Annotated in this window: 14 protein-coding genes and 1 pseudogene; 9 read left to right on the forward strand and 6 right to left on the reverse strand. The window is 67.4% G+C overall.

From position 1 onward, the window contains the following. Positions 1-105 precede the first annotated feature (105 nt). On the forward strand, positions 106-2,406 hold the full coding sequence (locus tag ABDZ92_RS07465; RefSeq protein WP_272695553.1) for a GH92 family glycosyl hydrolase: 2,301 nt from the start codon (positions 106-108) through the stop codon (positions 2,404-2,406). A gap of 82 nt (positions 2,407-2,488) precedes the next feature. Here ABDZ92_RS07465 and ABDZ92_RS07470 read toward each other — a convergent pair. After that, positions 2,489-3,490 (reverse strand): annotated as a pseudogene (locus tag ABDZ92_RS07470) (GH92 family glycosyl hydrolase); the annotation flags it as partial. A 397-nt stretch (positions 3,491-3,887) separates the two neighbouring features. Between ABDZ92_RS07470 and ABDZ92_RS07475 the strand changes: the two are divergent. After that, positions 3,888-4,289 carry a DUF1214 domain-containing protein gene (locus tag ABDZ92_RS07475; protein ID WP_343762260.1) on the forward strand — a complete coding sequence of 134 codons (402 nt, stop codon included), beginning with the start codon at positions 3,888-3,890 and terminating at the stop codon, positions 4,287-4,289. A gap of 240 nt (positions 4,290-4,529) precedes the next feature. Beyond that, positions 4,530-5,513 carry an aldo/keto reductase gene (locus tag ABDZ92_RS07480; RefSeq protein WP_125961897.1) on the forward strand — a complete coding sequence of 328 codons (984 nt, stop codon included), beginning with the start codon at positions 4,530-4,532 and terminating at the stop codon, positions 5,511-5,513. Positions 5,514-5,552: 39 nt separating this feature from the next. Here the strand turns inward: ABDZ92_RS07480 and ABDZ92_RS07485 are convergent, their stop codons facing one another. The 3 genes from ABDZ92_RS07485 to ABDZ92_RS07495 all read right to left on the reverse strand — a co-directional run bounded on the left by ABDZ92_RS07485 (position 5,553) and on the right by ABDZ92_RS07495 (position 9,476). After that, the gene (locus ABDZ92_RS07485) at positions 5,553-6,395 is read right to left on the reverse strand and encodes an MBL fold metallo-hydrolase (protein WP_125961898.1); all 843 of its coding nucleotides are present in this window, start codon (positions 6,393-6,395) and stop codon (positions 5,553-5,555) included. Positions 6,396-6,399: 4 nt separating this feature from the next. After that, a complete protein-coding gene (locus ABDZ92_RS07490) occupies positions 6,400-7,683 on the reverse strand; it encodes a catalase family protein (protein ID WP_206432241.1) in 1,284 nt (427 codons plus the stop codon). Positions 7,684-7,889: 206 nt separating this feature from the next. Beyond that, positions 7,890-9,476 (reverse strand): MFS transporter, encoded by a 1,587-nt coding sequence (locus ABDZ92_RS07495; RefSeq protein WP_125961900.1) that lies wholly within the window; start codon positions 9,474-9,476, stop codon positions 7,890-7,892. 125 nt (positions 9,477-9,601) lie between these two features. Here ABDZ92_RS07495 and ABDZ92_RS07500 point away from each other — a divergent pair, with 125 nt between their 5' ends. From ABDZ92_RS07500 to ABDZ92_RS07515, 4 genes are all read left to right on the forward strand, one after another. Then, positions 9,602-10,018: a cupin domain-containing protein gene (locus ABDZ92_RS07500; RefSeq protein WP_125961901.1), complete on the forward strand. Its 417-nt coding sequence runs from the start codon at positions 9,602-9,604 to the stop codon at positions 10,016-10,018. Further along, positions 10,015-10,983: an SDR family oxidoreductase gene (locus ABDZ92_RS07505; protein WP_125961903.1), complete on the forward strand. Its 969-nt coding sequence runs from the start codon at positions 10,015-10,017 to the stop codon at positions 10,981-10,983. The genes ABDZ92_RS07500 and ABDZ92_RS07505 overlap by 4 nt, the downstream gene beginning before the upstream one ends. 61 nt (positions 10,984-11,044) lie before the next feature. Then, positions 11,045-12,301 (forward strand): M24 family metallopeptidase, encoded by a 1,257-nt coding sequence (locus ABDZ92_RS07510; RefSeq protein ID WP_125961904.1) that lies wholly within the window; start codon positions 11,045-11,047, stop codon positions 12,299-12,301. Between the two features lie 71 nt (positions 12,302-12,372). Beyond that, entirely contained in the window at positions 12,373-12,996 is a 624-nt protein-coding gene (locus ABDZ92_RS07515; RefSeq protein ID WP_125961905.1) for a retropepsin-like aspartic protease family protein, read from the forward strand. A gap of 58 nt (positions 12,997-13,054) precedes the next feature. On the opposite strand, the gene ABDZ92_RS07520 is transcribed toward ABDZ92_RS07515, so the two are convergent. Further along, on the reverse strand, positions 13,055-14,713 hold the full coding sequence (locus tag ABDZ92_RS07520) for a glycoside hydrolase family 43 protein (RefSeq protein ID WP_125961906.1): 1,659 nt from the start codon (positions 14,711-14,713) through the stop codon (positions 13,055-13,057). Next, complete coding sequence (locus ABDZ92_RS07525) at positions 14,710-15,951, reverse strand: MFS transporter (protein ID WP_125961908.1); 1,242 nt, start codon at positions 15,949-15,951, stop codon at positions 14,710-14,712. The genes ABDZ92_RS07520 and ABDZ92_RS07525 overlap by 4 nt, the downstream gene beginning before the upstream one ends. Positions 15,952-16,140: 189 nt before the next feature. Here ABDZ92_RS07525 and ABDZ92_RS07530 point away from each other — a divergent pair, with 189 nt between their 5' ends. After that, complete coding sequence (locus tag ABDZ92_RS07530) at positions 16,141-17,178, forward strand: LacI family DNA-binding transcriptional regulator (protein ID WP_241211966.1); 1,038 nt, start codon at positions 16,141-16,143, stop codon at positions 17,176-17,178. Positions 17,179-17,391: 213 nt separating this feature from the next. Then, positions 17,392-18,234 carry a FadR/GntR family transcriptional regulator gene (locus ABDZ92_RS07535; protein ID WP_125961910.1) on the forward strand — a complete coding sequence of 281 codons (843 nt, stop codon included), beginning with the start codon at positions 17,392-17,394 and terminating at the stop codon, positions 18,232-18,234. Positions 18,235-18,361: the final 127 nt, after the last annotated feature.

Consider the following 18,361-nt stretch of genomic DNA (forward strand, 5'->3'; position numbering starts at 1 on the left):
GCCCGACCACGAGAATGTTGAAACGGGGAGGTGTCTGTGCGCATCCAAACTTCGCCATGCGTCTGGCGCACGAGACTCGGCCGCAGCCTGGTTGCGACCGCCGCGGTGCTGATCGGCAGCCACGTGTCTGCGATTGCGCAGTCGAACGGGCGCGAGCCGGTCGACGAAGCCAATCCCCTGGTCGGCACTGCGCCGCTGGATCGAAAGGAGTTGATCGGCAACGCTCCGCCCCCCGGTGAGCCGCTGTATTCGGGGATCACCTCCCCAGGTGCGCGCCTTCCGCACGGCGCAGTCGAGGCGGCGCCGGTCAACGTCAACATCGAACAGACCTATCCCACCGGTGTGGCCACGCCCTACTATTATCCGAACCCCACCATGATCGGGTTCACCGGCGGCGGCGGCGCCACCTATGGCGGCGGCGCTCAACCGATCCTGATGCCGATCGTCGGCGACTGGACCGTTCCGCCGGTCTACACCCAGTCCTACTATGACAAGGCCAAGGAAGTCGCTGCGCCGGGCTACTACTCGGTCTACCTCGACAGCTTCCGAACGCGCGCGGAGTTGACCGCCAGCCGGTGGACCAGCTTGATGCGGTTCACCTTTCCGACGAGCGATCGGGCCCACATCGTCCTCAACCTTCCCTTGCAAGGTGGGGAGGTGGAGATCGTCGGTGACCGCATGGTTCGAGGCGTTGCTGCCCGGCGCGGGGATCACGACGCGCCGGACGGCCGCTACTTCGTCGCGGAGTTTTCGCACCCCTTCTCGCGTTTCGGCACCTTTCGGAAGTCCGGGGGGAATAATCGGGGCTACGGGATCGGCGACAAGGACGTGGTCCCCGACGCCCGCCGGATCGACGGCAGCTATGTCGGCAGCTACCTTGATTTCACGACGCGGGCGGACGCGCCGATCCTGGTGCGAATGGCCCATGGGCCGAGCTACGCCGACGCCGAGCGGCGCCTGCGCGCCGAAAGCGTCGGCTGGGACTTCGACAGCATGCGTGCGCAGGCGCGGCAAGCCTGGGCCCGACTGCTTGACAAGGTCCAGGTGACCGGCGGCACTCCCAAGCAGCGGATGCTCTTCTACTCCACGCTGTTCCAGTCCTTTGCGAGCCCGCGCCTGGTCGCGCGCAAGGGCGAGAACTTCGCCGACAGCAAAGGCAGGATGCAGACGGCCACCTACGATCGCTATGGTCCGGTGCCATTCTGGGACACGGGCAGAAACCAGATCGTGCTGCTGGAGCTGCTCGAGCCGGACGTCGTTCGCGACATCATGCAGTCCGAGCTCGACATGGCGCGCGAGCGCGGGTTCATGAACACGTCCTTCCACGGCGACAATGCCGTGTTCCTGTACCTGGGTGCCGCCCGGCGGGGCATCCCGTTCGACTATGCGGCCGCCTATGAGTTCCTCCGCCGCAACGCTACGGATCCCAAGGGCCCACGGGGGTATCTGGCCGAATATCAGAAGAACGGCTGGATCTCCGACGTCTTGCCGGACGAGGATCCCAGCCCTCCTTATGCGGGCGGCAAGGCAGGTACCGCCAAGACCCTGGAATATGCCTGGGACGATCACGCCATGGCCGAATTCGCGGAAATGCTCGGCCATCGGGAAGATGCGCGGCTGTTCCGCACGCGTGCCGCCAATTACCGCAACGTCTTCGATCGCAAGACAGGCTTCATGCGCGGCCGCACCGCCGACGGCGCATGGATCGCGCCGTTCGACCCGCAGGAGCCCTATTATAACTTCATGATGAAGGAGGCGTCGGGCTGGTCGACGCTGTGGCTGGTCCCGCATGACGTTCGGGGTCTCTCGACCCTGCTCGGCGGACGCGACGCGTTCAACGCCAAGCTCGATCAGTTCTTCAGCACCCCCTACACGCCGAAGGGGATCTGCCGCGACTGCACCGGCATGGTGGGCCAGTATGTCCACGGCAACCAGCCGGACCAGCACGCCCCGTTCCTATATGCCTGGAGCGGCCAACCGTGGAAGACGCAGGCGCTGACCCGGCGCATCCTCGACACGCTCTACGGCAGCGATGCCTCAGGCTATGGCTATGCCGGCATGGACGACCAGGGCGCGACATCCTCCTGGTACGCGCTGACGGCGATGGGCTTCTATCCGGTCGATCCGTCCAGCGACGTGTACGTGCTTTCGAGCCCGATCTTCGACAGGGTGAAGCTGCAAATGGGCAACGGCAAGGCGTTGGAGATCGTGGCGCGCAACAACTCGGCCACCAACCTCTACATCCAGTCGGCGACCCTGAACGGCCATCGCTGGACAAAGCCGTGGTTCCGCCATGCCGATGTAAAGGATGGCGCAACGCTCGTCCTCACCATGGGTGCACGGCCGAACCCGAACTGGGGCAGCGGCCCCGCCGACGTGCCCCCATCAATGAGTTCGGCTCCCTGAACGAGGTTCCGCTGGCCCCCCTCCCCTTGCCCAGCGGCAACATTGCCCCGGAAGATGCCCGCATCTTCCGGGGACTTTTTCTTTAGCGCGCGTTGCGTCCGAAGGAAGGCGGCCGGTCTTGCTTCGCGACCCCGAAGCGAGAGGGCTTGGGCCCCATTACGAACTCCAGCGTGCCGCCCCTCGCCAGGTCCGCATGCGAGATCCAGTTGCGGGTCCAGCGCCTGCCGTTCCAGCGCACCGATTGGACGTAGGGACTTCCCGGCCCGTTACCGATCGCCCGCACCCGTAGCGTTCGGCCCTCCCCGACCGAAACTTCCGCCTCTTCGAACAGCGGCGAGCCGAAGACGTAGAGGGCACTCACCGGGTCGACCGGATAGAAGCCGAGCGCACTGAACACGAACCACGCGCTCATCTGTCCGCAGTCGTCGTTGCCGATCACTCCGTCCGGATCGTCCTTGTACATTTCGGTCAGCAGCCGGCGCACCATCGCCTGGGTCTTCCACGGCGCGCCTGCAAAGGCGTAGAGATAGGCGGCATGGTGCGTAGGCTCGTTGCCATGGGCATATTGCCCGACCAGCCCCGAGATGTCGGGCGGCGCATTGTCCGGCAGGGTCGAAGGCGCGTTGAAGAAGCTGTCGAGCTTCTTCTCGAACGCAGCATCCCCACCGAAGTGCTCGATCAAGCCGTAGACGTCGTGCTGGTTCAGGAAGGTCGCCTGCCAGCCGTTCGCCTCGGTATAGTCCCGCCACCAGGGCTTGGGCATGTGCCCGATCTGGACGGGATCGTATGCCTCCCACCACTTCCCATCGGAGAACTTCGGCCGGGCAAAGCCGATCGAGGCGTCCAGCACGTTGCGGTAGTTGCGGCTCCGCGCACGCAGGGCCTTGGCGTCCTCCGCCGCACCCGCTGTCTCGGCGAGAACCGCCATCGCCCAGTCGTCGTACGCATATTCCTGCGTGCGGCTGACCGACTCCCACACCTTGTCGGCGGGAATGTAGCCGAGCTGGTAATAATGCTCGCGGCCGAGCGAAGCGTCACTGTCCTTGAAGCCGGGATCGAACGCCCGTCGACGGATGTTCGGCCACCCGCGCAAGACTCGTATTGTCCATCCCGATGGCCGGCCGTGGAGCGGCACCCAGCCGGTCGGCATAGCCTATTGGGAACGGTTGAACGAGATCCTCCAAATCGAGCCGGTGAAGGAGGAGGATCGGCTGTTCATGGCGATGCTGAAGCCGCTGGGCATCGAAAAGGGCAAACCGTTCCGCCCCGATGCCGGGCAGGCACGGGCGCTGGAGGAAGGCGCGCGGATCGGCCAGTTGATGGCGATCGCCAACTCCTTCGACAAGCGCTTCGACACGGCCGCCTATGGCGGTCATTGGGATCGGGCGGTCAATGTCGCCATGAGCCAGCAGAGCGAGCATTATTCCCAGCTCGATGAGCGCGCGTCCTGGTTCTACGAGGCGGTGGGTTTGTCGGAAGGGATGACCACCCACACGCCGGGTCAGGGCCAAGCCTATCTTTCCGCCTATCGGGACGCGCAGGGCCAGTGGTTCGACGGCGGCAGGCGCTACCGGCTCCACGTCCCGGCCGATGTGCCGGCGGCGCAATGGTGGTCGGTCGCGGTCTACGACATCGAGACCCGCTGTTTCATCGACACCCCGTACGACAAGGCGGAGATCGGCTCCCGGAGCGAACTGGTTACCAACCCGGACGGTTCGGTCGACCTGGTGTTCGGGCCGGAGCCGCCCACCGATGCGCCGGAGGCCAATTGGCTGCCGACCGTAGCCGGCCGGGCCTGGTTCACCTACTTCAGGCTCTACGCACCCTTGGCGCCGTATTTCGACGCCAGCTGGCATCTGCCGGACATCGAAATGCTGGATTGAGCCGGCCGAACGCCAGGCTGGCGGAAGCCACGCGGGCGTTCGGAAGGCGGAGTCTCCCACCGGATTGCCGCTGCGTCTGGTGCGCAGGGCGGCAGAATGGCATGGCGTCGCGCCAGATCAGCGCGACGCCTACCGGCATCTGGTCGCGCGGGTCCGGACGGCGGGCGGCACCGTTGCGGGAACGTCCTGCCGATCGTCGCGCTTTGACGGTGTCCCTTTCAGCTTTCTCCGAGGATCCGCATGCCCCATTTCGCTCCCCCCGGCCCGCTCGGCTTCGGCGGCGCTCCGCTCGGCAACATGTTTGACGTCGTGGACGAGGCGACGGCCGAGGCGGCACTGGTCGCCGCCTGGGACAGCGGTGTCCGCTATTTCGACACCGCGCCCCACTACGGAAGCGGGCTCTCCGAACATCGGTTCGGCGCGGTCCTCCGCCGCTATCCCCGCGAGCAGTTCGTGCTTTCGACCAAGGTCGGACGGCTGCTGCGTCCGGACGTCAGCCGCCCCGAAAACCCGCCGTTCAAGGAGGGCCTGCCGTTCCGCGTCGACGTCGACTACACCTATGATGGTATCATGCGGTCGATTGAGGACAGCTATCAGCGGCTGGGCTTCGCCCAGATCGATATCGCCTTCGTGCATGACCTGGCTGCCGACCATCTGGGAGAAGCGTGGGAAGAGCAGTTCGAGATCGCCCGAACGGGCGCGTTCCGGGCGCTGGACGAACTACGCGATCAGGGCGTGATCAAGGGCTGGGGCCTGGGAGTGAACCGCACCGAGCCCTGCGTGCGGGCAATCGAGCAGGCCGATCCCGACGTGTTCCTGCTCGCCGGCCGCTACAGCCTGCTCAACCAGCCCGCACTCGATCGTCTCTTTCCGCTGTGCGCCGAACGCGGCGTGCATGTGGTGGTGGGCGGCCCCTACAACAGCGGCCTGCTCGCCGGCGGGCGGAACTTCGAATATCAGGAGGCGCCGGCCGACATGATCGCCAAGCGGGACCGGATCGCGGCCATCTGCGAGCGGCATGGCGCCGACATCCGCTCGGCCGCACTCCAGTTCTGCGCCGCGCATCCGGTCGTGGCAGCGATCATCCCGGGAGCCAAGCGGCCGGACAAGGTTCGCGAAAACGCGCGGCTGATGGCGGCGACCGTGCCGGTAGCCGTCTGGGAGGAACTGCGCGAGGAAGCGCTGATCCCCGCCGATGCCCCCGTGCCGATGGCGGACAACTAGGCGCGACGCGGCGCCCCGCTTGGGGCGCCGCGGTTCGGACTAGCGCTGTCCGGACGCGAGCAGTTCGAACTCGACCGGGTCGTGGGCACAGAAGATGCGGACCTCGTCCCCGCGATCCAGCGAGAGGCGGCGCAGGCGCTGCTGGTTATGTAGGCGCGCGGCGCGATCGACCTCCATCATCCGCTGGTAGCCGCGCAGCGCCGGCGTGCACGAATAGCGCTCCGACCCGACCTCACCACGATAGAAGTAGGCGTCGGCCGCGTGGAGCAGCCAGCGGCCGCTATCCTCACGAATCGCCACCCCGGCATGGCCCCAAGTGTGGCCGGCGAGCGGCACGAGCAGGATTTCCGGCGGCAGGCCGTGAAGGTCCCGCACGGCATCGAAGCCGAACCAGCGCTCGCCGCCGCCGAACGGATAGAGGCGCCAATCCTGCATCTCGTCCCATTGCTGGGGACGATAGCGGCGGGTGCCGACGAAGGCGCCCCCTGCCCGCTCGTCCGCAACTTCCTTCTCGCGCGCCGTCACATGGACGGCAGCGTTGGGGAAGTCCTCGAGGCCGCCGGCATGATCGAAGTCGAGGTGGGTAACGATGATGTGGCGGACGTCGGCGGGATCGAATCCCAGCCGGCGTACCTGGGCCACGGCCGTCTCCTCGCGACGCAGCTGGATGTTATTGAGCGTCAGGAAGAAGGGCGACAAGCGCCGAAGCGGATGCGCGACGTCTCGGGTCCCGAAGCCGGTGTCGACCAGGACCAGGCCCGCCTCCGTCTCGATCAGCAGGCAGTGGCAGACGAGATGACCGAAGGGGCTGTCGCTCTTGCCGTCGAAGAGCCGCCCTCCGACGGGGCAGCAGGTACCGCAGTTGAGGTGATGGATGCGCATGGGTTCAGTTCACCTCGGTTGGAGTGCGAAGACGTTCGGCGGTTCGCTCGCGAAGCGCTGCCTCATCCTTGCGGCTGCGGAACCAAGCCGCACCGACCAACGCCGCCAAAGCGCCGACCACCAGGACCCCGGCGGATCCGGGGACCGGTGAGCTCTTGCGGGACGAAGAGGCGAGCGCAGCGGCGCTCGGGATTTCCTGGGGCATGGCCATCAGATCCTTGGGCTCCTCTAGTGGACAACCGTTGGTGGCGCGGCGCCGGTTGCCGAGCACTTCATAGGCACGCAGCCGCGCGCGCATGATGCTGCCGAGCGGCCGATGCGCGGCCAGGCTGTGGGACGGACAGAACAGCAGTTGCTCGTCGACAAAGGCGCGTCGCACTGCGTTCCAGGCGGGCTGCGGCGGCAGCACGAGGCGTGCGACCGAACGATAGGGACTTTCTTCCTGCGGCCAGTCGACGCTGGCGTCCTCCACCGGCATCCGCTCCAGATCGGTGCACAGCTGCACCCGGACGTCGAACTCTGCCGCATTTTCGGTGAACCAGGCCACCATCGCCGTCCGAAGCGCGTCGGGATCTTGGAAGTCGATGCCCCTCGCCCGCACGGCCGCAAGCGTTTCGCTGTCGGGGAAGAACCCCAGCTTGGCTACATGGTCGCCGTACCGCAGCGGGCACTGGCTGAAATAGGCTTCCGCGAGCGGGGGCAGCCGCGGATGGCCGTAGAAGTCGAGGTTCGCGCTGTTGAGCCCGACCGCGTTCAGTGTGCGGTTCGTGACGCGGGCTGCTGTGGAGACGGCGGCCTTGACCGCCTGCGGCAGCGCAGTCGCGGTTTCGGTGGCGCTGATGGCGGCCAGAAAGGCGCTGGCGGTCGGCGCGTTGAAGACGGTGCCGGTATCGAGCACGAAGTCCTGCGTGTCGGCATCATGCCCGGGCAGCTTCTCGCCCTCGACCCCCAGCACCTTGATCGCCAGGCCCCGGGGGGTGGAGACGCGGCGATCGTCGAGCAGTTCGCCGGGCACCTGCGCCATGCGCACCACCACGGAATAGCGCCCAGGTTTCGCGAACAGGCCTTGGGCGAGCTCCGGGGGCAGATCGTCGCGGACATGCAACTCGCCGCGCAACAGCGCATGGGATTTCGCGTGGGAGACACGGACGTAGCGGCCGTACCGGCGGCAGGTCACCTCCCCGCCCTTCCCCATCGCCGCGATGATCGCGTCGATCGTCTCACCCTCATCGGGCGGGATCGTCTCCACGTCGGGCGTGTAGCGGACATAGGCCATGGCGGTCAGCACCCCGCCGCGGCAAGGGGCAAGCGACTGCCGAGGGGCTCGCGCGGAAGTCTCCGGACGTCCTGCATGCTTGCCATTCTCTTCCCTCTTCCTTGAGGTTCGAGGCGGCATCCGCCGGCGCTCGGTTCAGCCTCTCAAGCCTCGAAGGCAAGGCGCTGTTCCCGCGGCGGGCCAAAAAACCGATCGACGGCGGTCCGGAATAACCTGGATCAGTCCACCGGCTCCGGTGCGGTTCCGGAACGTGTCTCCAGCGCCGCCCCTCCGTCCCGCGGAGCACTTCGCCGAGTGGCTCGCGCCTCGTCACGCCGGGCGCGAGCGCGGCGGAGCCGCCGCCGCAATCGCGCGTCGCGCAGCAGCGACGCGGGCAGGTCGGTCGCTGCCCGCAACCCGGCGACGCTGGAGATGTTGCGGATGCCGCGCCGGGTCTCGGACAGCAGCTGGTTCACCATCTCGCGCCGCTCGATCTCGCCATGTTCCGCCACCAGCGAGAGCCGGTGGATGGCGTAGAGGCCCAGCAGACCCGCGATCAGGAAGTAGAAGTCCCAGTTGGTGAGGATGAGCGGCAGGCTGAGCGTTCCGCTGGGGCCGCTCCAGCGGAGCAGCAGCTCGAGTTCCCGCCTCGCGAAGAAGTCCGCGAGCAGGCCGCCGAGGATCGGCGCGAGGCCGGCGGCCACTGCTGTCACCATCGCGTTTGCCGCGACATAGGCGGTGGCGCTCCCCTTGGGCGACAGCTTGAGCGCGATGTTGGTCGAAGTGAGCGTCACGCCTGCGATGGCGGCCCCCATCAGCATGTGCAGCGCCACCAGCCACGCGGCGACCAGCGTTCGGTTCTCGAACTGCGACGCGCCGATCATGCCGACGATGGCGAAGATATAGGCCGGCGCACACACGGCCATCACCGACTTATTGGCGAAGCGATCGCTGAGCACGCCCCAGGACCGCAGCGCCAGCAGGTTCGCCACCTGGCTCACCACGCTCAGCACCATCACGAAGCTGACTTCGAAGCGGAGCTGGCGAACGATGAAGACGGTGAAGAAGGGCGTGGCCAGGTTGATCGCGAACTGCCAGCTGGCAACGAAACCCAGCAGCCGGGCGAAGTTGCGGTCGCGGAAGGGCTGCGTGAGCAGGCGCTTGAGGCGGACCGGGCCGTCGGTGGCCGGCATCTCCGGCTCCGGCATGGCCGCAACCACGCGCGCGCTGATCAGCCCGGTGACGCACCCGATCGTGAACATGCCGGCGAACACCAGGTTGCGCGACAGCGATCCGGCAGGCGTCAGATGCAGCGCAAGCGCCGCCGCGAGGCCGAGGATCAGGCTAATGGCGGTGAGCCACGCCGTACGCTTCGCGAACACCCGCCCTAGCCGGTCCTCCGGCGCCAGGTCGCGGAGCCAGGCGTTCCAGGCACAGGTCCCGATCGCGCCCAACCCGCATACGACCAACTGCGCGGCCAGGAACAACAGCAACGGCACCGTTCCGGTGAAAAAGGCGGTGACCGCCATCACCGCCAGCATCGCGCGGCCCACCAGGCTGGTGATGACGGCGATCCGCTTGCGCGTGCGCAGGCGCTCCACCAGCAGGATCGCGGGAAGCTGCAGGAGCTGCGCGAGGAAGGGCGCACTCGCAAGCACCCCGACCATCGTGTTGGAAGCCCCCAGGTGCAGCGCGAAGGCGGTGAGGATGACGCCGGTGGTGAGTGCGGCGGTACCGCCGGACAAGGCCGCTTCGCGCACCAGCAGGTGCAGGCCGTGTTCGCGTTCGGCCTCGCTGACATGCGCTTGGGGAAAGAGCGTTACCATCGGGTCTCCCGAACATCCCTGCGCCGCCCGAACGCCCCATCGCGCCGCGCGATCCGCAGTTCACGGGAACGGTCCGGGCCTTCGTTCGTCCCCTTTCCCGAACGCAAATCCACAGGAGCAGGCGAATGGCGATCTTCAACAAGGACATGGTGGACCTCGCGACCAAGAACAGCTTCTGGCAGAAGGAGGTGTATCGCGACCGCAAGGTGCAGATCGTGCTGATGAGCATCCCGGCGGGCGAGGAGATCGGCACCGAGACGCATCCGGCCGACCAGACGACCTTCATCGTCTCGGGCGAGGCGCAGGTCATCGTCGACGGTCACTCGACCAAGGCCGGCAAGAACCACATGGTGGTGGTGCCCAAGGGATCGGAGCACAACATCATCAACAAGGGCTCCGGCGACCTGAAGCTCTTCTCGGTCTATGCGCCGCCGGCCGAGCCGGAGGGGGCGGCCTTCAAGACCAAGGAAGAGGCCGAGGAGGCCGAGAAGGGCCTGCTCGCCAAGGCGGCCGAGAAGGTGAAGGAGGCGGTCGGCCGATGAGCCGCGCGCCCCTCCGCGTCGTCATCACCGGCGCGTCGAGCGGCATCGGCGCCGCCACTGCGGTCGCCTTCGCACGCCAGGGCGCCCGGCTGGTGCTCGGCGCGCGGGGCACGGCCGGGTTGGACGACATCGCCCTGCGCTGCCGCGGCGCGGGCGGCACGGCCGATGCCGTTCCCGTCGACGTGACCGATCCGGGCGCAGTCGCGGACTTCGCAGCGGAAGCGCGGGAGCGGCTGGGCGGCATCGACCTCTGGTTCAGCTGCGTGGGCGTGGGCGTGCTCGGCAAGTTCCAGGACGTTCCCCTCGCCGACCACCAGCGGGTGATCGAGTCGAACCTGCTCAGCCACATGAACGAAGCGCACGCCGTCCTGCCGATCTTCCTGGCGCAGGATCGCGGCACCTGGGTCAACATGATCTCGATCGGCGGCTTCTTTGCGACGCCGTTTGCCGCCGCCTATTCGGCGAGCAAGTTCGGGTTGCGGGGCTTCAGCCAGGCGCTGCGCGGCGAGCTTTCGAAGAACCCGCGGATCCACATCTGCGACGTGTATCCGACCTTCGTCGACACACCCGCGATCGGACACGCGGGCAACTATACGGGCGTCCGGCTTGCGATGCCGCCGGGGTCGCTGGCACCGGAGACCGTGGCGAAGGCCGTGGTGCGGCTTGCACGGCACCCCCGCAACACCACCGTGCTGGGCGCGCCCGCACTGGCCCTGAAGCTCGGCCAGTTCGCGGTGCCGAACCTGAGCGCGGCGATGATGAACGGCTTCATGGAGCGCTGGTCACGGAAGGCCGAGCGGGGCGAGGACGGCAGCGGCACGCTGTTCGATCCGCCGAGCGAGCCCAGCGGGATCGATGGCGGCCAGCGAAATCCCGAGCAGCGCCGTGCCGCAGCGGCCGCGGCCGGAGCCGCCGCGTTCGGCGTGGCGGCCATCGGCGCATGGCTGTGGCGGCGGCGGCGCTAAATCGACGCTGACCGGCGCGGGTGCATTGCAGCGTCCCTGCAATGCACCCTATCCAGCCGGTATGCGCTCCTTCCTCTCCCGCCGCAGCTTCGTCGGCGCAGCTCTCACCCTCCCGGCCCTCGCTTCCAGCGCGATCCTGCGTGCCGCGGAGCCGGACCTGTCGGAACTCCGCGACCTCACCACGGGTGCAAAGCCGATCGATGCGGCCGAGCGGCTGGCACGGATCGGGCGCGCGCAGGCCCTGATGCGTCGCCACGACATCGCCGCCGTGGTGGTCGAGCCGGGCGCGTCGCTCACCTATTTCACGGGCGTTCAGTGGGGCCGGAGCGAGCGCGTGACCGCGGCCGTCCTTCCGCGCGAAGGTGACGCGCTGGTGGTCACCCCCTTCTTCGAAGAACCCTCGGTCCGCGAGACCCTCGACGTCTCGGCAGAGGTGCGCGTGTGGCAGGAGGATGAAAGCCCGCTGGCACTGATCGCCGGCTGGCTGCAGGAGCGCGGCCTGGCCAAGGGGCGGCTGGGGATCGAGGAGACCGCCCGCTTCTTCGTGGCAGACGGGCTCGGCGCACGGCTGCCGGGCATGCGGCTCGTGTCGGCCGATCCGATCGTTCGCGGCCTGCGCATGATCAAGTCCCCCGCGGAGATCGCGCTGATGCAGATGGCGACCGACGTCACGCTTGCCGCCTATCGGTGGACCTGGGCGCGGGTCGAGGCTGGCATGACCGGCCGTGACGTGTCCGCGCTGATGAGCGCCGCAACCCGCATGCTCGGCGGCGAGCCGGAGTTCTCGATGGCGCTGGTGGGCGAGGCCTCCGCCTATCCGCACGGCAGCCGACGGGTGCACCGGATCGCGCCCGGGGAAGTGCTGCTGATGGACTGCGGCTGCTCGGTGCATGGCTATGAGTCCGACGTCTCGCGCACCTTCTCGTACCGTAGCGTCCGCCCGGAGGTTCGCCGGGTATGGGAAACGGTCGCGAAGGGGCAGCAGGTGGCGTTGGAAGCAGCGCGCATCGGCATCGCGGCCGGTACCATCGACGATGCCGTGCGCACCTTCTACGAGGCGCAGGGCTATGGCCCGCGCTATCGCCTGCCCGGCCTTTCCCACCGCACCGGCCACGGCATCGGCATGGACGGGCATGAACCGGTCAACCTCGTGCACGGAGAGACTACCCCGCTCGCGGCCGGCATGTGCTTCTCCAACGAGCCGGGCCTCTACTTGCCCGGCAAGTTCGGCGTCCGGCTGGAGGATTGCTTCTACATGACCCCGGCGGGGCCTCACTGGTTCAGCAAGCCACCCGCGTCCATTGACAGTCCGCTCTGATCGTCCCCGAGAGACGCTGCGGATCGAAACTTTAGGCTTTGGGTTCGTGACGAGATGAAGGGCTACACCGCGTGACCATCAGCACCGAATGGCAGCAGATCGCAATCTATGCAGTGCTTGCGGCGCTGGCGCTCGCATTCATCCAGCGCATCCCCTTCATCGGGCCGATCGTGCGCTTCGCTTTCTCGGTCGGGTTGCTCGCGCTGTGCCTGTTCATCCTGTTCCAGCAGGCGCCCTACGAACCTTCTTTGGCGCGCATCGCCGAGCGCCTCGGCGTGAACGGCCAGGAGGTGTCCGGCGGAGAGGTTCGCATCCGGATGTCGCCGGACGGGCATTTCTGGGCACGCGCGACGATCAACGGGGTGGAGCGCCGGATGCTGGTCGACAGCGGTGCGACGATCACCGCGATCTCCGAGGACACGGCAAAGGCGGCCGCCATAGGCTCCGGCACCAGCCTGGTTCCAGTGGTGCTTCAGACCGCGAACGGCCTGGCCCAGGCGCGCACCGGATCGGTGAAGCGGCTCGAGCTGGGATCGATCACGGCGCGCGATCTCAAGGTCGCGATCTCTCCGGCGCTCGGCGACATGAACGTGCTGGGGATGAACTTCCTCTCCGATCTCGCCTCGTGGCGGGTCGAGGGACGCACGCTGATCCTCGTCCCGAAGACCGGGGTAAAGGGCACGCGCAAACCCTGAGGAGGGGCACGGCTGCGCTGGCTCGCGCTTCGCAGCCATTTCGCCGCATCCAGCGCGCCTAGCCCAGAACCTCTGCGCGTGCCGATGCCTGCTCCCGCAGCGGGTCGGCCGCCGGGTGCTCGACATAGTGGAAATAGCGGAAGTCGGCCGGAAGGCCGGTGCCGGCCATGTCCTGGCACGCCATGCCGACGAAGGTGCCGGTGAAGTTCGGCAGGCCCGGCAGCGTCGCCTCGTCCGACAACAGGCTCGCGTCGAACGCCTCCGGGAGCCAGCACCACTCCAAGGCACCTGCCAGGCGATAGCCGAAGCGCAGCGCCTCATGGTCCACCTCCACGCGAAGCTCGACGGCACCCGGACCGATCGGGACCGGCGGCGTGAGGACACTGCTCCCCTCCCCCTGCGGCGTAACGGCCAGCACCTGGATCTGGCGCTCGCCGCCATCGTCGGCGGTCAGGTGGAGGAAGTAGAATTTGGTGCTGTTGTAATAGCAGACCAGGCCGGCCCCCTGCTGGAAATGCTCGGGCTCGAACTCGACGCAGCTCTGCGCATGGTAGCGGAACGCCTGTTGTCGCCGCGCGACCAGCGACTGGGTGAAGTGGCTGCCGATGGTCTCGCGCCCGTAGAGGCGCAGATAGCCCGGACGCGCCTCGAGGCTGAAGAGCTGCTCGGGATAGGGCGTCCGGAGCCATTGGAACGGCTCCGGCAGGGTCGAGCCGGTGAACTCGGTCTCCTCTTGCACAGGGTCGACGGCGGCGTGCGCCGGCCCTGCTACTTCCGCCACCGGTACCCCCGTCCCGTCGAGCGTGCGCAGCCATCCGTCGGCGCCCCAGCGCATCGGCTGGATCGCGCTTTCCCGCCCCAGCACGCAGCGGTTGCTTGCCGGCAAGGGACGCCCACAGAGGTAGGTCATCCATGTCTCGCCCGAGGGCGTTTCGACGAGGTCGCCGTGCCCGGCGCGCTGCAAGGGAGCCTCGGGCCGGCCGCGGGCCGTAAGCACGGGGCCGTCGGGATGCACCTCGTAAGGTCCGAACAGCGAACGCGAGCGGGCCATGACGACGGCGTGGTTCCGCTCGGTCCCCCCTTCCGCGACCAGGAGATGGTACCAGCCGTCCCGCTTGTAGAGGTGCGGCCCCTCGGTGAAGCCGAGCGGCGTTCCCTCGAAGATCACGCGGCGCTCCCCGAGCAGCCAGCCGCTGCGGAGATCCATCTCCTGCGCGACGATGCCGGCGAAGCGGCGCCGGCCCGGCCGATGATCCCACAGCATGTTGAGCAGCCAGCTGCGTCCGTCGTCGTCGTGAAACAGCGCCGGATCGAAGCCGCTGCTGTTGAGATGGACGGGATCGGACCAGTCACCATCGATCCGATCGCACCAGACCCAGTAATTGTGGAAGTCGCGCAGCGACGCCCCACGCGCACCATCCACCGTCGTGCGCCCATAGCGCTTCACATCGGTGAAGATCAGGTGGAACCGACCATCGGCGTAGCTGAGGTCCGGCGCCCACACCCCGCAGGAGTCGGGATTGCCGCGCATGTCGAGCTGGCTGGGGCGGCGAAGCGGACGTGCGACGAGACGCCAGGTGGCGAGATCACGCGAATGGTGGATCTGGACGCCTGGAAACCATTCGAAGGTGGAGGTGGCGATGTAATAATCGTCCTCCACGCGGACGATCGACGGATCGGGGTTGAAGCCCCGCAGGATGGGATTGCGGATGGTCATGCGGTTTTCCGAACCAGCGTCCAAAGCAGCGCAGCGCCGAGCAGGTCGAGCAGGCCGAGGAGGATGAAGAAGGGTTGGTAGCCAACCTGATCAACCAGCGAACCCAGCACGAGCGTGAAGATCAGGACGCCCAGGTTCGCAGCAGTCCCCGATACGCCGGTAGCGGTCGCCACCTGGTCCTGCGGAAACAGATCGGACGACATGGTGATCACCGTCACAGAAAGCGTCTGATGCGCGAAGCCGCCGAGGCAGAGGAGTGCGACCGCGGCGATGGGGCTCGTCACTGTTCCGACGAACATCATGCCCATCATCAGCACCGCACCTACCGTGAAGGCGCCGCGACGCGCATCCACCAGAGAGACACCGCGCCGCTGGAGCCAAGCCACCACGGCAGGACCGAACAGGCAGCCGAGGTCCGCCGCGAGAAAGGGCAGCCAGGCGAACATCGCGATCTGGGTGAGATCGAAGTGCCGCGCCTGGACGAGGTACAGCGGCATCCACAGCGACAGCATGCCCCAGACCGGATCGGCCAGGAAGCGCGCGCCTGCGATCGCCCAGAGGTTGCGCTGGCCAAGCAGTTCCCGAAGCGGCGGGCGACGGCGCCGCTTGGCAAGCGCTGCCTCCTGCCCTTCGACGATAAGCGTGCGCTCCCTCTCGGACAGGGCGCGATGTCGCCCGGGCGGCGCGTACCAGAACAGCCAGGCGATCACCCACAGGAGGCCGAGACCGCCGGCGACGAAGAACGCCGCACGCCAGCTGTGGTTGAGCACCGCCCAGGCCACGAGCGGCGGCGCGAACACCGCGCCGAAGGACGCCCCGATCTGGTAGATCCCTCCGGCAACGCCGCGCTCCCGCGCAGGAAACCACTCGGCGACCAGCTTCATGCCGGCCGGCTGGGCAGAGCCCTCGACCAGCCCCAGCGCGCCGCGCAGGCCTGCAAAGCCCATCCAGCCGGTCGCCAGGCCGTGGCCCATGGTGATCAACGACCACACCGCGACGAACAGGGTGAAGCCGATCTTCAGGCCGATCAGATCGAGCAGATAGCCCGCGACCGGCTGGAACATGATGCCGAGCTGGAACGCGCCCGTGATCCACGAATATTGGGCGGACGAGATATGCTGCTCGGCCATGATCGCCGGTGCGGCGACCCCAAGAATGCTGCGCGTGAGATAGTTGATGACCATCGCGCCTACGAAGAGGCCGATGATGGTCCACCGAACATACGGAAATCGTCTCACCGTGCGGCCCCTCCCGGTAACGTTACCATCTTCGTAGCCCGCTCGGCGGAGCGAAGGCAAGTCGCGGTGTTACGGGCTGCGCAGCAGAGGGACGTGCGCGACGCGCATTGACGAAGTCGCTTGCAGGGATGCACGTCCTCTGGTCGACGGTCGCAGGCGAAGTCCGCCGGCAGCAACGCAGAGAAGAGCTTGGCACAAACCGCCCGACGGACGCGTGGCGTCACCATCATCGACGTAGCCAAGCAGGCCGGCGTGTCGCCCATGACCGTCTCCCGCGTCATCAACGCCGATCCTGGCGTTCGCGATCAGACCCGAGAACGCGTGAACGAGGCCATTCGCGCGCTCAACTACAAGCCGAACATGATGGCGCGGAGCCTGGTGACGTCCCGCGAGATCCGGATCGGCGTCATCTACTCCAATCCAAGCGCCGCCTTCATGAGCGATTTCTTGGGCGGCGTGTTCGAAGAGGCGTCCGCCCGCGCGGCGCAGCTGATCCTTCTCAAGGGCAAGGATGGCAAAGCGCCCACGCCGGAGGCGATCGAAGGGCTGATCGCCTCCGGCGTCGGCGGCATCCTGCTGGCACCGCCGCTGGGCGAGGTGCCGCTCGTACGGCAGGTGCTTCGCGCGGCCAACCTGCCCGTCGCGGTCGTCGGGGGGACTGCACCCGATGCCATCTCGGTGGGCATCGACAATCGCCGGGCTGCCTATGACATGACCCGCCACCTGATCGAGCTGGGGCATCGCCGCCTCGGCTTCATCCTCGGCAATCCGGACCAGTCCGCGAGTGCGGAGCGGTTGAGCGGGTTCCAAGAGGCGGTGCGGGAAGCCGGGACGGTCGACGCCCAGATCGCCCAGGGTGATTTCAGCTATGCATCCGGCCTGGTCGCGGGCGAGCAGTTGCTGGACGCCTCCGCGCCGCCGACCGCCATTTTCGCGAGCAACGACGACATGGCCGCGGCCGTTGTTTCCGTCGCGCATCGCCGGCACCTGGACGTGCCGGCCGACCTTACCGTGACCGGCTTCGATGACACCACGGCGGCGGTGACGCTCTGGCCCCCGCTCACAACGATCCGGCAGCCGGTGCTGGAACTCGCGGCGGAAGCGCTGCAGCTCCTGATTCGGGAAATGCGCGCCGGCACCGTTGCGCCGGCGGGGGAGGAACGCTCCCGCGTGCTCCAGCATGTCCTGGTCGAACGCCAGTCGACGGGGCGGCCCGCGCGGAGCTGAAGGGCGCCTGCTGCGAGCCATGGCGGGTTGCCGGTTGGCCGGCTGCGTGACAGGTTTGCCGCAAGAACAGAAGATTTGGGAGAACGGAATGCGGCTGTCTACCTATGCGGCGTTGCCGGCGTGGCGGGGAAGCTGCGCCTTTCTTTGCCCGCCCGAGCTTCCAATCCAGCGACGAGCGTCCGTCCGCGTTGCTCCCCTCCGTCCGGGCGGCCGATGAGCGACGGCAGCGACATAGTACAGCGGGCAGCCGCGATCTCGGAAGGCCAGGATCTTCCGCAAGCGGTTGCCGACACGTCTCCGGCCACGACCGAGTCCCGGGAGTCCACGCGCAGGCCGGGCCGGCGCCTTCGCGGTGCCGTCGCCCACAAGCTGGGGGTCGCGATCCTTTCGGGGCAGTACAAGCCGGGAGACGTGCTGACCGGCGAGATCGCCGCGGCTGAAGCTCTGGACGTTTCCCGCGGCGCCTATCGGGAGGCAGTTCAGGTCTTGACCGCCAAGGGGCTGGTGGAGAGCCGTGTCAAAACCGGCACCCATGTCCTTCCGCGCGAGCGATGGAACCTGCTCGACCCGGACGTGCTCGCATGGGCATTCACGGGAGAACCGGACGCGCGGCTGGTGCGCAGTCTCTTTGAACTGAGGCTGGTGATCGAACCTGCCGCCGCCGCGTTTGCGGCCGAGCGGCGCACCCGAGCGGACTTGAAACGCATGGGGGATGCGTTGAAGGGCATGCGTCGCCACTCGCTTGCGACGCCAGCCGGCGTGGCGGCGGATCGCGACTTTCACGACGCGCTGCTGCACGCGACCGGCAACGATGCGATGGTGGTTCTAGGATCCTCGATCGGGGCCGCCGTCGCCTGGACCACGCAGTTCAAGCAACGCACCCGCGCTTTGATCCGCGACCCGATCCCCGATCATGCCCGCGTCTATGATGCCATCGTCGCGAAGGACGTGGCGGGCGCGAACGCCGCGATGCGGCTGCTGGTCGAGCTGGCGTTGACCGACACGCGTATCGCGATGCCGCCCCGTGCGGAGGATGAGCGCGCCGATCTGCTCTAGACCGCCGATGTAATTCGCCTCCCCCCTCAACGCTACTGATAGCGCTATCGACAGTAGCTACTCTCCTGGACGTTCTTCAACTTTCAACACAAGATGCAGCTAGCGGGCGAAGTTGTTAGCGCTATAG

Source organism: Sphingomonas molluscorum (genome assembly GCF_039522995.1).
Lineage (GTDB): Bacteria > Pseudomonadota > Alphaproteobacteria > Sphingomonadales > Sphingomonadaceae > Sphingomonas > Sphingomonas molluscorum.